At 68.5% G+C, this 13,542-nt stretch carries 9 protein-coding genes; 1 reads left to right on the forward strand and 8 read right to left on the reverse strand.

Going from position 1 to position 13,542, the window contains the following annotated elements; all coding sequences use genetic code 11:
• Positions 1–78 precede the first annotated feature (78 nt).
• On the forward strand, positions 79–897 hold the full coding sequence (locus M3U25_RS03355) for an AraC family transcriptional regulator (RefSeq protein ID WP_355500218.1): 819 nt from the start codon (positions 79–81) through the stop codon (positions 895–897).
• Between the two features lie 270 nt (positions 898–1,167).
• Here M3U25_RS03355 and M3U25_RS03360 read toward each other — a convergent pair whose 3' ends face one another.
• From M3U25_RS03360 to M3U25_RS03395, 8 genes are all read right to left on the reverse strand, one after another.
• Positions 1,168–2,244: a chemotaxis response regulator protein-glutamate methylesterase gene (locus M3U25_RS03360; RefSeq protein WP_242156881.1), complete on the reverse strand. Its 1,077-nt coding sequence runs from the start codon at positions 2,242–2,244 to the stop codon at positions 1,168–1,170.
• A gap of 28 nt (positions 2,245–2,272) precedes the next feature.
• Positions 2,273–3,079 carry a protein-glutamate O-methyltransferase CheR gene (locus tag M3U25_RS03365; RefSeq protein WP_242156883.1) on the reverse strand — a complete coding sequence of 269 codons (807 nt, stop codon included), beginning with the start codon at positions 3,077–3,079 and terminating at the stop codon, positions 2,273–2,275.
• Between the two features lie 12 nt (positions 3,080–3,091).
• The gene (locus M3U25_RS03370; protein WP_355500213.1) at positions 3,092–4,363 is read right to left on the reverse strand and encodes an EAL domain-containing response regulator; all 1,272 of its coding nucleotides are present in this window, start codon (positions 4,361–4,363) and stop codon (positions 3,092–3,094) included.
• Positions 4,364–4,394: 31 nt separating this feature from the next.
• On the reverse strand, positions 4,395–4,946 hold the full coding sequence (locus M3U25_RS03375) for a chemotaxis protein CheW (protein ID WP_355500210.1): 552 nt from the start codon (positions 4,944–4,946) through the stop codon (positions 4,395–4,397).
• Between the two features lie 9 nt (positions 4,947–4,955).
• Complete coding sequence (locus M3U25_RS03380; RefSeq protein ID WP_355500207.1) at positions 4,956–6,872, reverse strand: methyl-accepting chemotaxis protein; 1,917 nt, start codon at positions 6,870–6,872, stop codon at positions 4,956–4,958.
• 49 nt (positions 6,873–6,921) lie between these two features.
• A complete protein-coding gene (locus tag M3U25_RS03385) occupies positions 6,922–8,916 on the reverse strand; it encodes a methyl-accepting chemotaxis protein (RefSeq protein ID WP_355500205.1) in 1,995 nt (664 codons plus the stop codon).
• A gap of 58 nt (positions 8,917–8,974) precedes the next feature.
• Positions 8,975–11,026, reverse strand: a complete 2,052-nt coding sequence (locus M3U25_RS03390) for a methyl-accepting chemotaxis protein (protein ID WP_355500401.1) — start codon at positions 11,024–11,026, stop codon at positions 8,975–8,977.
• Positions 11,027–11,440: 414 nt separating this feature from the next.
• Complete coding sequence (locus M3U25_RS03395) at positions 11,441–13,540, reverse strand: chemotaxis protein CheA (protein ID WP_355500202.1); 2,100 nt, start codon at positions 13,538–13,540, stop codon at positions 11,441–11,443.
• Positions 13,541–13,542 lie beyond the last annotated feature (2 nt).

Genomic DNA, 13,542 nt, shown 5'->3' on the forward strand with positions numbered 1-13,542 from the left:
CCGATTTGCCCATGGGCAGCACCGCGCATTCGATTGCTGCAGTGCAGCGCGGCACAGACAAAGGGAGACGTTTCCGACATGCTCGAATTCGCTGTCGCCTATCCGATCCGGGTCCAGAACGGAGGGCTGTTCATCTCCCGCGGGGTGGGTGCGCATCCGGCACGGGTCATCCAGTCCTACGAGCTGATCTTCGTCGAGCGCGGCGTCCTCTCGATTCGCGAACAGGACAACGACTTCCACGTGGGCGCCGGCGAGACGCTGCTGCTGTGGCCCGGCCGTGCGCATGCCGGGCTGGGCCAGTTCCCGGACGACCTGCGGTTCTACTGGGTGCATTTCGAACTGGAACCGGGCGTGGCGCCGGCGGACCACGCGGTGCCGCTGTCGATGCCGCAGCGCACCGCGATCCGCGATCCGGACCGTTTCGTCGGCCTGTTCCGCTGGTTCCTGGCCGAGCAGGAGGAACGGCGCACGCTGCCGATGCTCGAGCCGATCGTGCTGTCGATGCTGCAATGCGTGGCCGGTGCCTGGCCGGATCCGCATGCGTCCGAGCGCGCTGGGGTGGCGCTGGCCTACCGTGCCAAGCAGCTGATCGGCACCCAGTTCCACACCGCGCTCACCGCCTCGTCGCTGGCCGCGCAGCTGCACTGCAATCCGGACTACCTGGGGCGCATCTACCGGCGCAGCTTCGGCACCACGCTGACCGAGGCGATCCACCGCCAGCGCATCGCCTTCGCCGAGAAGCTGCTGCTGGTCAATACCTGTGCGGTGGACGACGTTGCGCAGCGCGCCGGTTTCAGCGACAGCGGCTATTTCCGGCGCGTGTTCCGCCAGCGCCTGGGCATGACCCCCAGCGCCTACCGGCGCCTGTACTGCAAGGAGCACATCAACTCGGGTTGATGAGGCTTGTGGGGGCGGTGCGCGTGCTGCATGCCGCGCACTTCTTTGCGGGTGCGCGGGTGTCGGTTGGCTGCTGCGGTCGCAGTGCGTAGCCTGCTTGCGTCGTAGGAGCGGCTTCAGCCGCGACGGGCTTTCCATGGGAAAGCTCGGTCGCGGCTGAAGCCGCTCCTACAGCAAACGCGGCTTTTGGTTGCTAGCTCTGCGCTTTTACCGAAACGCGCCGTCGCGGCTGAAGCCGCTCCTACGGTCCGGTCAACGCCGCGTTGGTTGCTAGCTCAACTGCTGGCCGATCTCGCGCGCCATCGCGTTCAGCGGCAGGATCTTCTCCGCGCCGCCGCGCTTGATCGCTTCCTTGGGCATGCCGAACACCACGCTGCTCTGTTCGTCCTGGGCCACGGTGCGCGCGCCGGCCTGGCGCATCTCCAGCAGGCCGACCGCGCCGTCGTCGCCCATGCCGGTCATGATGATGCCCAGCGCGTTGCCGCCGGCGGCGCGTGCGGCGGAGCGGAACAGCACGTCCACCGACGGCCGGTGCCGGTTCACCGGCGGCCCGTCCAGCACCTCGACGAAGTACTGCGCGCCGCTGCGCCGCAACAGCATGTGCTTGCCGCCCGGCGCGATCAGCGCGCGCCCGGGAACCACGCGGTCGTTGTTGGCCGCTTCCTTCACCGAGATCTGGCACAGCGTGTCCAGGCGCGCGGCGAAGGCGGCGGTGAACTTCTCCGGCATGTGCTGGACGATGACGATGCCCGGGCTGACCCGCGGCAGCGCGGTCAGCACTTCCTCCAGCGCCTGGGTGCCGCCGGTGGAGGTGCCGATCGCCACCACCCGTTCGGTGGTTTGCGACAGCGGGCGATTGCCCTGCGCCGGCAGGATCACGTCGGCGGTGTGCTTGATCTCCGGCTCGGCCGGCGCCACCGCCGGACGCGCCGACAGGCGCTTGACGTTGGCGCGCGCGGCGCTCTTCACCGTGGCGATCATTTCCTCGGCCGAGTCGGTGAGGAACTGCTTGAGCCCCAGCTTGGGCTTGGTCACCACCGCCACCGCGCCGGCGGCCAGCGCATCCATGGTCACCCGCGCGCCCTTCTCGGTGAGCGTGGAGCAGATCACCACCGGGGTGGGGCGCTCGCTCATGATCTTGCGCAGGAAGGTGATGCCATCCATCTTCGGCATCTCCACGTCCAGCACGATCACGTCCGGCCATTGCTGGCGCATCTTGTCCATCGCCAGCAGCGGATCGGCCGCGGCGGCGATCACCTCGATGCCGGGCGCGTCATTGAGCACGGCGACCAGTACCTGGCGCACCACCGCCGAATCGTCGATCACCATGGCCTTGATCGTGGTCATGCGGGGTTCCCTCCTGGCACGGCGGCCTTCATGGTTTGCGGTACACCGACGGCGCGATCTGCACCACGTCGCTGTTGACGTCGTTGAGACTCTCGGAGTGGCCGATGCAGAAGATGCCGCCGCGCTTGAGCGCGCCGAGCACCCGCGTCACCACTTCGCGCTTGGTCTGGGCGTTGAAGTAGATCATCACGTTGCGCAGGAACACCACGTCGAACTGGCCCAGGTTGGGCAGCGGCGCGTTGAGGTTGGCGTGCAGGAAGCGCACGTGGTCGCGGATCTTGCGGTCGATCAGCAGGCTACCCTCGTACTCGCCACGGCCCTTGAGGCAGTAGCGCTTGAGCATGGCCGGCGGCATGTGCTCGATGCGCATCAGCGGGTAGTGGCCGGTCCGCGCCTTTTCCAGCACGCGGGTGCTGATGTCGGTGCCGACCACCTCGTAGGGACGGCCCTGCAGGGTGTCGTCCAGCACCATGGCCATGCTGTAGGCTTCCTCGCCGCTGGAACTGGCTGCGCTCCAGCAGCGGAACGGCGCACTGCCGGTATGCGCGGCGGCGACGCTGCGTAGCAGATCGAAGTGCTTGGGCTCGCGGAAGAAGTAGGTTTCGTTGGTGGTCAGCAGGTCGATGGCGGTCTGCACCTCGCCGCTGCCCTCGCGACTTTCCAGCAGCTTGAGGTACTGGGTGTAGGTCTGCAGCGAATGCGCCTTCAGGCGCTTGCCCAGGCGTCCGCACAGCATGGCCTTCTTGGCCGGCGAGATGGTGATGCCGGCCGCGTCGAAGATAAAACGCTGGAACCGGCCGAATTCCTGCTCGGTGATGGTGTCGTGGCTGGTCATGGTCGTGGCCGGTCAGTGAGTGGAGGCGGAAGTGGGGGCGCTGGCGGCGCCGGTGGGGCCGTGTTCCTGCAGCAGGCGCTGGTGCTCCAGCAGCCAGGCGTGCAGCGCGCCGCCCCCCAGCGGGCGCGCCAGCAGGTAGCCCTGGCCGAAGTCGCACCCCAGCTCCTGCAGCAGGGTCCAGTCCTCCACCGTTTCGATGCCCTCGGCGACGGTGTGCAGGCCCAGCCGCTGGGCCATGCCCAGCGCCGATTCCAGAACCGTGCGCAGGTTGCGGCTGCGGTGTGCGTCGTGGACGAAGATGCGGTCGATCTTCAACTCGGTGAAAGGAATGCGGGTGAGTTGCTGCAGCGAGGAGAAGCCGGTGCCGTAGTCGTCCAGCGACAGGCCGAAGCCCTGCAGCCGCAGCCGCGCCAGCATGCCCAGCGCGCTGCCGCAGACCAGCGAACTCTCGGTGATCTCCAGCACCAGGTCGGATGGCGCCAGGCCATGCTTGCGCAGCAGCCCGAGCAGTTCGTCGAGCAGGTTCGGATCCTGCAGCATCCGCGGCGACAGGTTCAGCGCCAGGGTCAGCTGAAACCCGTCCTGCTTCCACGCCGCCAGCCGCGCCAGCGCCTGGTCGGCGACGCAGGCGGTGAGCGCGTGGATCAGGCCCTCGCGCTCGGCCACGGCGATGAAGCGGTCCGGCGCGATCGGACCGGCGCTGGGATGGCGCCAGCGCGCCAGCGCTTCCACGCCGCCGACCCGGCCGCTGCGCATGTCCACCTTGGGCTGGTAGGCCACCTCGATCTCGCCGCGCTGCAGCGCCTCGCGCAGCATCGCCGCCATGGTCGCCTCGCCCGGGGCCTCGGCCTCGTTCCGCGGCGCCGGGGTCGGCGGCGCGTGGGCGCGCACCGCGGCCGCGAGCTGGGCGGCGCGCAGCGGCTTCTCCAATCCCGCCAGCACCTGCAGGCCGTTGCTGCGGCCGACCTGCAACACCGAGTCGATCAAGGCCGCGCCACGCTGCGAGGCGACCACGATCGGCACGCGCGCGCCGCAGCGGGCGAGTGCATCGAGCAATTGCACACCGTCCATGCCGGGCATCTCCAGATCCACGATCAGCAGCCCCAGCGGCAAACCCTCGGTCACCCGCGCCAGCGCGGCATGGCCGTCCGCCGCGCCTTCCACCGCCACCGCGCCCATCCGCAGGCACAGCGCCAGCGCATGTTCGCGCTGGACCTGGCTGTCGTCGACCACCAGGACCGTGCCGAAGTGGTGCAGGGCGGCGGTGTCGGGGGGCGTGGGCATGCGAAATCCGTTTCGAGGAAAGGGCAGGGCGCTACGCGGCGAAGGCCGCTGAGGGGGCGATGCCTTCTTCCACGTGGGCGTCGAGGCCGGCCATGCTGGCGAACTCCTGAGGCGCCAGCACCGCGTCGGCGGCGAGCAGGATCACGAACCGCTCGCCGACCTTGCCCATGCCGTGGATGAAATCGCGGCGAATGCCGGTGCCGAACGCCGGCGGCGGCGCGATGTCCGCCGTGGCGATCTCCAGCACCTCGCTGACCGCGTCCACCAGCAGGCCGAGCACCTGGCGCTCCTCGCCGCTGGCGACTTCGATGATGACGATGCAGGTGCGCTTGCTGATCTCGCTGGGCGCACGGCCGAAGCGTTGCTGCAGATCCACCACCGGCACCACCGCGCCGCGCAGGTTGATCACCCCGCGCAGGGCGGGCGGCATCATCGGCACGTCGGTCGGCGTGCGGTACTCGATGATCTCCTTGATGCCGAGGATGCCGACGCCGAACATTTCCTTGCCGAGCAGGAAGGTCAGGAACTGGTCCGTCGCCAGGTCGCCGGCGTCGGAGGGTGAGAGCGAAGCGGGAGCGTTCATGGCCATGTCTCAGAAGGTTTCGAAGTGGGCTTCGTCGAGCGAGTCGGCCAGGACCAGTTGGCCGTTGGCGACGCGTGCGATCGGCTTGGCCCCGGCGTGCCCGCTGCGGCCGCGCACGGTGCCGGGACGCCGCGCCGCGGTCCTGGCCGGCGGGGTGCCCTGCACCTTGAAGAAGCTCATCAGCTGCTGCAGCTGCTCGGCCTGCGCGCTCATCTCCTCGGCCGTGGCGGCCAGTTCCTCGGAGTTGGACGCGGCCTGCTGGGTGGTCTGGTTGAGCTGGCCGACCGCGGCATTGATCTGGCCGACGCCGGAGGTCTGTTCCTCGGAGGCGGCGGTGATCTCCTGCACCAGGTCGGAGGTGCGCTTGATCGACGGCACCATTTCGTCCAGCAGCTTGCCGGCGTTCTCGGCCAGTTCGACGCTGGAACTGGCGACATCGCCGATTTCCTGCGCCGCGATCTGGCTGCGTTCGGCCAGCTTGCGCACTTCCGCGGCCACCACGGCGAAGCCCTTGCCGTGCTCGCCGGCACGCGCGGCCTCGATCGCCGCGTTCAGCGCCAGCAGGTTGGTCTGGTAGGCGATGTCGTCGATGATGCCGATCTTCTGCGCGATCTGCTTCATCGCCTGCACGGTCGCACGCACCGATTCGCCGCCGTCCAGCGCCTGGCTGGAGGCCTTGCTGGCCATGCCGTCGGTGATCTTGGCGTTCTCGGTGTTCTGCGAGATCGATGCGGTCATCTGCTCCAGCGAAGCGCTGGTCTCCTCCACGCCGGCGGCCTGCTCGCTGGCCGCCTGGCTCAGCGACTGCGCAGTGGCGCTGACCTCTTCCGAGGCGCTGGCCAGCGATTCGGCATTGCTGTTGACCTCGCTGACCACCTGCGACAGGCGCGCAATGGTGTCGTTGATGTAGTTCTTCATCTCGGCGTAGGCGCCGTCGTAGTGCTTGTCGATGCTCTGGGTCAGGTCGCCCTCGGCCAGGCCGCCCATCACCCGCACCACGTCCTGGATGCTGCCGCCGGTGGTGGTCGCCAGCTCGTTCAGGCCCTGGCCCATCTCACGCTGGAACCCGGCCAGGCCGTCCAGCGCGATGCGCTCGGAGAAGTCGCCGCGGTTGGCCGCCGCGACCACGCGGCGCTGGCCGTCGATCACCAGCTTCAGCCGCTCGACCATGGTCCGCATCGCATACAGCGCGCTGCCGGTGTCGTTGGCGCGCACCGCCACCTCCAGGTTGAGGTCGCCCTGCGCCACCTTGTTGGCGATCTCGGCCACGTAGGCCGGCTCGCCGCCCAGCAGGCGGGTGAGGATGCGCACGATGAAGAACGCCACGACCGCGCCCAGCAGCACGGCCACCACGATGGTGGCGATGATCAGCGAGCGCGCGGACGCATAGAGTTCGTCGCCGCTGTCGCTGGCGTCCTGGCCGCCCTTGACGTTCAGGTCCACCAGCTTGTCGATCGCCTCGGCGGTGCTACGGAAGATCTGCCGCTGCTCACCGTTCAGCACGGCCGTCGCCTCCTGGGTCTTTGCCTGCGCGGTGAGCGCCAGCAGCTCTCTGTGCAGTTCGCTGTAGCGGTCGAATTTTTTGGCGAAATCCGCGTACAGCGCCTGCTCCTCGGGCGAAGAGATCAGCGGGATGTAGGCCTTTTTGTTGTTCTCGAAGGCCTCGAGCGTCTTGATCATGCGCGTGTCGTAGTCCTGCATCTCGGCCGGACTGGTGGCGACGACCCGTTGCAGCTCGAGCAGACGCAGCTTGTTGAAATTCGCGCTCATCTCCTCGACGTTGCGTACGCTGGGCAGCCAGTTGGTGGCCAACTCGGTGGAGGAGCCGTTGATGCGGGCCATCTGCATCGTGGCGAAAATGCCGGTCCCCAGCAACAGCAGCAACACCAGGCCGAAGCCGATGCCGATACGCGTGCCGATTTTCATGTGCTGAAACATCGTGATCCCCCTGGATGTGATGTCGTGGAAGTGATTGTCAGAACGTATCGAAGTGGGCTTCGTCCGGCGCCGACACTAGCGCCAGGCCGACCTCCCCGAAGCCACGTTTGCGCGCAGGCGCCGCCTTGCGGGACGGGACGCTGGGGACGGCGGTCGGACGCCGCGGCGCCACGACCTGGTTGGTACGGAAGAAACTCATCAGTTGCTGCAACTGCTCGGCCTGGCCGCTCATTTCCTCGGCGGTGGCGGCCAGTTCCTCGGAGTTGGCCGCGGCCTGCTGGGTGGTCTGGTTGAGCTGGCCGACCGCAGCGTTGATCTGGCCGACGCCGGAGGTCTGTTCCTCGGAGGCGGCGGTGATCTCCTGCACCAGGTCGGAGGTGCGGCGGATCGACGGCACCATCTGGTCCAGCAGCTTGCCGGCGTTCTCGGCCAGTTCCACGCTGGATTCGGCCACCTGGCCGATCTCCTGCGCGGCCACCTGGCTGCGTTCGGCCAGCTTGCGCACTTCCGCGGCGACCACCGCGAAGCCCTTGCCGTGCTCGCCGGCGCGTGCGGCCTCGATCGCCGCGTTCAGCGCCAGCAGGTTGGTCTGGTAGGCGATGTCGTCGATGATGCCGATCTTCTGCGCGATCTGCTTCATCGCCGCCACCGTCGAGCGCACCGCATCGCCACCTTCGTTGGCTTCGCGCGCGGCCTTGGCGGCCATGCTGTCGGTGACCTTGGCGTTCTCGGTGTTCTGCGCGATGGACGCGGTCATCTGCTCCAGCGACGCGCTGGTCTCTTCCACGCCGGCGGCCTGCTCGCTGGCCGCCTGGCTCAAGGACTGCGCGGTGGCGCTCACCTGCTCGGAGGCGCTGGCCAGCGCCTCGGCGTTGATGTTGACCTCGCCGACCACCTGCGCCAGCCGCGCGACGGTGGCATTGATGCTGTCGCACAGTTCCTTCAGCTTGCCCTGGCACTGCACGTCCGCCATCCGGGTCAGGTCGCCGTCCTCGATCGCCTTGAGCACGGCGCCGACATCGTTGATCGGCCCGATCACCGTATCCAGGGTCAGGTTGATGCCATCGACGATGCGGCGGAAGTCGCCATGGTGCTGGCTGCCGTCGGCACGCACGTCCAGGCGCCCGGCCGCGGCCGCGTCGGCCAGCAGGCTGGTGTCGCGGATCAGCGCGCGCAGGTTGGAGCGCACCTGTTCGACCGTGTCGTTGATGAACGCCTTCTTGCCCGGAAAGGCTTCCAGCGGCGCGTCGAAGTTGCCGCGGCCGAACTCGGCGATGCAGGCCATGGCCTTCTTCTTGGTGGCGATGTGGTCGCCGACCATGCGGTTGATGCCGTCGGCCATGCTGCGGAAGTCGCCTTCGAAGCGGTGGCTCTCGATCGCCACGTCGATGTCGCCAGCATCGTGCTGGGCCGACATGTGCTTCATCTGCGTGATCAGCCCCAGCAGATTGCGACGCACCTGCTCGATGATCTCGTTGATGAAGACCTTCTTGCCCGGGAACGTCTCCAGCGGTGCCTCGAAATTGCCGCGGCCGAATTCGGCCACGCAGGCCAGCGCCTTCTTCTTGGTGGCGATGTGGTCGCCGACCATGCGGTTGATGCCTTCGGCGATGACCTTGAACTCGCCGTCGAAGCGCTGGCTGTCGATCACCACGTCGATGTCGCCGGCGTCATGCTGCGCGGACATGCGCACGATCTCGTCGTTGATCTGGCGCACCCCGGTCTGCACTTGGCGCAGCGCCAGCAGTACTTCGCAGGCCTGATCGTTGCGTATGGTCGGCATCACCACCTCGAAATTGCCGGTGGCGAAGCGTGCCAGGGTGGTGGTGGCGATCCGCAGCGAGCGGGTGATGGCGTGGACGGTATAGGCCAGCACCGCGGCGGCGATCACCGTGGCGCCGATGCTCAGCGCCAGGGTCTGCCCGGCGGGCAGGCCGAGCGCGAACCCGCACGCGGCGGCGGCCAATGGCAGCGCGACGGCGATGGCCGAACCGGTCCACAGCTTGGAGGACAGCGAAAGGGAGTTGGACATGCCGGTGTACCTGTGCGGGTGAAAAGTCCCCGGCCTGACAGGCCGGGACGGAGAGAGTTCAGAACGAAACGAATGCCGCTTCTTCCAGGCGCGCGGCCTGGGCGGTGGCCGCCGGGCCACCGAAGCTGCGGGCGCGTGGTGCGCGCTGCGTCGACATCGGTAGGCGTCGCGGTTGCGGGGCCGGCGCCGGGGAGGTGGTGGCGCCGGTGGTGAAGAAGCTCATGAGCGTTTGCAACTGTTCTGCCTGGCTGCTTACTTCTTCGGCCGTGGCGGCCAATTCTTCAGCGTTGGCAGCGGATTGCTGTGTTGTCTGGCTGAGCTGAACCACCGCGGCATTGATCTGGCCGACGCCCGTGCTTTGTTCTTCGGAGGCGGCGGTGATTTCCTGCACCAGGTCGGAGGTACGGCGGATCGACGGTTCCATCTCGCCGAGCAGGCGCCCGGTGGTCTCGGCCAGGTTCACGCTGGTGCCGGCGACATCGCCGATCTCGTGCGCGGCCACCTGGCTGCGCTCGGCCAGCTTGCGCACCTCCGCGGCGACCACGGCGAAGCCCTTGCCGTGCTCGCCGGCGCGTGCGGCCTCGATCGCCGCGTTCAGCGCCAGCAGGTTGGTCTGGTAGGCAATGTCGTCAATGATGCCGATCTTGCGGGCGATCTCCTTCATCGCGGCGACGGTGGCGCGCACCGCCTCGCCGCTCTCGGCGGCCTCGCGCGAGGCCTTGCCGGCCATGCCGTCGGTGATCTTGGCGTTCTCGGCGTTCTGCGCGATCGAGCCGGTCATCTGCTCCAGCGAGGCGCTGGTCTCCTCCACGCCCGCGGCCTGCTCGCTGGCCGCCTGGCTCAGCGACTGCGCGGTCGCCGACAGTTCTTCGGCGGCGCTGGCCAGGGTGGCGGCGTTGCCGTTGACCTCGGTGACGATGCTGGTGAGCTTGTCGATGGTGGCGTTGACGTAGCGCTGCATGTCGGCGAAGGCGCCTTCGTAATGGCCCTGCACCTGGCGGCTGAGGTCGCCCTCGGCCATCGCGCCCATCACCTTGATCACGTCGCCGACGCTGCGCAGGTTGCCGCGGGTCTGTTCGATGATCTCGTTGATGAAGGCCTTCTTGCCGGGCAGCTGCGGCATCGGTGCGTCGAAGTTGCCGCGGCCGAACTCGGCGACCACGCTCAGCGCCTGCTTCTTGACGGCAATGTGCGCGGCGACCATGCGGTTGATGGCCTTGCCGATGGCGCAGAACTGCCCGTCCAGGTGCGTGCAGTCGATCTGCACGTCGATGTCGCCCCTGTCGTGTTCCTCGGACATGCGCGCGATCTCGCCGATCAGGCGCTTGAAGTTGCCGCGCACCTGCTCGAGGGTCTCGTTGATGAAGGCCTTCTTGCCGGGCAGCTGCGGCATGCCCGCGTCGAAATTGCCGCGGCCGAACTCGGCGACCACGCCCAGCGCCTGCTTCTTGACCGCGATGTGGCTGCCGACCATGCGGTTGATGCCCTCGGCCACGCTGCGGAAGTCGCCCTGGAAGTGCGCGCTGTCGATGCTGGCGTCGATCTCGCCGGCTTCGTGCTGCTCGGAGACGCGGCGCATCTCGGCGATCAGGCCGAGCATGTTGCGCCGCACCTGCTCGAGGGTCTCGTTGATGAAGGCCTTCTTGCCGGGCAGCTGCGGCATGCCCGCGTCGAAATTGCCGCGGCCGAACTCGGCGACCACGCCCAGCGCCTGCTTCTTGACCGCGATGTGGCTGCCGACCATGCGGTTGATGCCCTCGGCCACGCTGCGGAAGTCGCCCTGGAAGTGCGCGCTGTCGATGCTGGCGTCGATCTCGCCGGCTTCGTGCTGCTCGGAGACGCGGCGCATCTCGGCGATCAGGCCGAGCATGTTGCGCCGCACCTGCTCGATGGTGTCGTTGATGAAGGCCTTCTTGCCCGGGAACGCGGCCAGCGGAGCGGAGAAGTTGCCGCGGCCGAACTCGCCCACGCAGTCGATCGCCTGCTTGCACAGGCCGATGTGGCCGCCGACCAGCTGATTGATGTCGCCGGCCACGATGCGGTAGGCGCCGTTGGCGCTTGCCGCGTCCAGCATCACGTCGCAGTCGCCGGCGGCGTGCGCACTGGCCATGTGGGCCACGTCGGCCTGCAGCTGCCGCAGCGGCCGCTGCGCGGCGAGCAGGGCCTGGCCGATCTCGCTGCCGCCCGCCGCCGCCACGTCCACGCGATCCAGTTCGCCCTGCGCCAGCGCCTGCAGGCCGGTGCGGGCCACTTCCAGTTCGCGCTGCGCGGCCGCGGCCGCTTGCTGCGCTGCGCGCACGCTGCGGCCCAGTACCGCGGCGGCGGCCAGCGTGGCCACGGCGACCAGCGTCCAGGCGAGGCCGCCGGCCAGCGGCAGCGCCAGCGCCGCGATGGTTGCGGCGGCAGGCAGGGCGACGGCGACGATGGCGGCCGTCGAGAGCGGGAACGGGAGCGTCCGGTTCTGGGACATGACAAGGATTCCTGATGAAGGGTGCGGCGGGGGAATGACCGGCGGCGCGACGGCTCAGGCCGCCAGCGATTCGGCGCCGGGTTGCAACTGGCCGAGCAGCGACGGCACGTCCAGGATCAGCGCGACCCCGCCGCTGCCGAGGATGCTCGAACCGCTGATGCCCTTGACCTGCGCGAACACCTTGGAAAGCGGCTTGATCACGGTCTGCCACTCGCCGAGCAGGGTGTCGACCACCAGGCCGAAACGCTGCGCGCCCTGGCGGATCACCACGATGCTCTCGCGCGCCGGCGGCGCGCCGGCGATGGCGAACAGCGAGCGCAGGCGCACGTAGGGCAGTACGTTGCCGCGCAGGTCGATGTACTCGCTCTGGTAGTTCGGCGCGAATTCCACGCATTCCTCGACCGCGTCCAGCGGCACCACGAACACCGACTTGCCGACCCCGACCTGGAAGCCGTTGATGATCGCCAGCGTCAGCGGCAGGCGCACCGAGATGGTGGTGCCCACGTCCTGCTGGCTGCTGATGTCCACGCTGCCGCGCAGCGCGGTGATGTTGCGCTTGACCACGTCCATGCCGACCCCGCGGCCGGACAGGTTGGTGACCTTTTCGGCGGTGGAGAAGCCCGGCTCGAAGATCAGCGCGAACACCTCGCGGTCGGAGAGCTGGCGGCCGGGTTCGATCAGGCCGCGCTCCAGCGCCTTGGCCAGGATCCGGTCGCGGTTGAGACCGCCGCCGTCGTCGCTGATCTGGATGACCACGCTGCCGGAATCGTGGAAGGCGTTGAGCCGCACCGTACCGCGCACCGGCTTGCCGCGCGCCTGGCGCACCTCGGCCGGTTCGATGCCGTGGTCCATGGCGTTGCGCACCAGGTGGGTCAGCGGATCGGCGATCTTCTCCACCACCGACTTGTCCAGCTCGGTGTCCTCGCCGTTGACCACCAGGGCGATGTCCTTGCCCAGTTCGCGGGCGACGTCGTGGACCACGCGGTGGAAGCGGTTGAAGGTGGCGCCGATCTTGACCATGCGCAGCTGCAGCGCGCTTTCGCGCACTTCCTCGACCAGGCCGGCGAGGATCGAGGTGGATTCCAGCAACTGCGCATCGCCGGTGCGTTGCGCATTGGCGCCGGTGCTGGCGACGGCGATGATCAATTCGCCGACCAGGTCGATCATGCGGTCGAGCTTGTCGGCGTCGACGCGGATCGAGCCACCTTCGCCACGTGCGCCCGCGGCCTTGGCGGTGCCGGCGCTGGCGGTGGCATTCGCGGCCGCGGCCGGCGCACTGGCCATGGCCGGTGCGGCGGCGGCGGGCGCGGCCGCCGGGGCGTCGACGCTTTCGAACCCGGCGAAATCGTCGGCGCTGGCCTGGCTGCCGGCTTCGGCCACCAGCAATGGCAGGTCCAGGTTGGCGGCGTCGCCGTTCGGCTCCACCGCCAGCACCTGCAGGTCGCAGTCGTCGCGCACGAACTCGAAGATGTCCTCGATCGCGGCCTGTTGCGCATCGCTGCGCAACAGGATGTCGAAGCCCAGGTAGCAGGCCTCCGGATCCAGTTCCGGCAGCGCCGGCACGCGCTCGTGGCGGGTGCGCACCGCTTCGAGGCTGCCGAGGCTGCGCAGGCAGCGGATCAGATGCAGCGGCGAATTGCCGAAACGCAGCGCGTCGGCGAACAGTTGCAGCGAAATCCGCCAGTAGCCGGTGTGCGCGGGCGCTGCCGGCGTGGCGGGCGTTGCCGCCGCCGCTGCGCCCGCCGCGCCGGTGGGCGCAGCGGCAGGTTGCAAATAGGTCTGCAGGCGTTCCAGCAGCGGTGCGCCTTGGGCGACCAGCGTGGCTTCGTCGGCCTCGGCGCCGGCGGCGGCTTCCACCAGCGCACGGATCTGGTCGCAGCAGGCCAGCATCAGTTGGATCAAGTCCGAATCCAATGTGACGGCATGCTCGCGCACCAGGTCCAGCACGCTCTCCACCACGTGGGTGAAGCCGACCAACTGCGCCAGGTCGAACAGGCCGCCGGAGCCCTTGATGGTGTGGGCGCCGCGGAAGATCGCGTTGACCGCATCGGGACCGGCTTCGCCGCGCTCGGCTTCCAGCAGATTGCGTTCCATGTCCTCGAGCAGGTCGCGGCTCTCGGCGATGAAGGTCTGCAGCAATTGATCCATGTTCATGT

Origin of the sequence: Xanthomonas sp. PPL134 (assembly GCF_040595915.1) — a bacterium.
GTDB lineage: Bacteria > Pseudomonadota > Gammaproteobacteria > Xanthomonadales > Xanthomonadaceae > Xanthomonas_A > Xanthomonas_A indica.

Bases quoted from the DNA above. Each gene is read 5' to 3' on its own strand.
- M3U25_RS03355 (WP_355500218.1), top strand. From the start codon at position 79: ATGCTCGAATTCGCTGTCGCCTATCCGATCCGGGTCCAGAACGGAGGG.
- M3U25_RS03360 (WP_242156881.1), bottom strand. From the start codon at position 2,244: ATGACCACGATCAAGGCCATGGTGATCGACGATTCGGCGGTGGTGCGC.
- M3U25_RS03365 (WP_242156883.1), bottom strand. From the start codon at position 3,079: ATGACCAGCCACGACACCATCACCGAGCAGGAATTCGGCCGGTTCCAG.
- M3U25_RS03370 (WP_355500213.1), bottom strand. From the start codon at position 4,363: ATGCCCACGCCCCCCGACACCGCCGCCCTGCACCACTTCGGCACGGTC.
- M3U25_RS03375 (WP_355500210.1), bottom strand. From the start codon at position 4,946: ATGAACGCTCCCGCTTCGCTCTCACCCTCCGACGCCGGCGACCTGGCG.
- M3U25_RS03380 (WP_355500207.1), bottom strand. From the start codon at position 6,872: ATGAAAATCGGCACGCGTATCGGCATCGGCTTCGGCCTGGTGTTGCTG.
- M3U25_RS03385 (WP_355500205.1), bottom strand. From the start codon at position 8,916: ATGTCCAACTCCCTTTCGCTGTCCTCCAAGCTGTGGACCGGTTCGGCC.
- M3U25_RS03390 (WP_355500401.1), bottom strand. From the start codon at position 11,026: ATGGCCAGTGCGCACGCCGCCGGCGACTGCGACGTGATGCTGGACGCG.
- M3U25_RS03395 (WP_355500202.1), bottom strand. From the start codon at position 13,540: ATGAACATGGATCAATTGCTGCAGACCTTCATCGCCGAGAGCCGCGAC.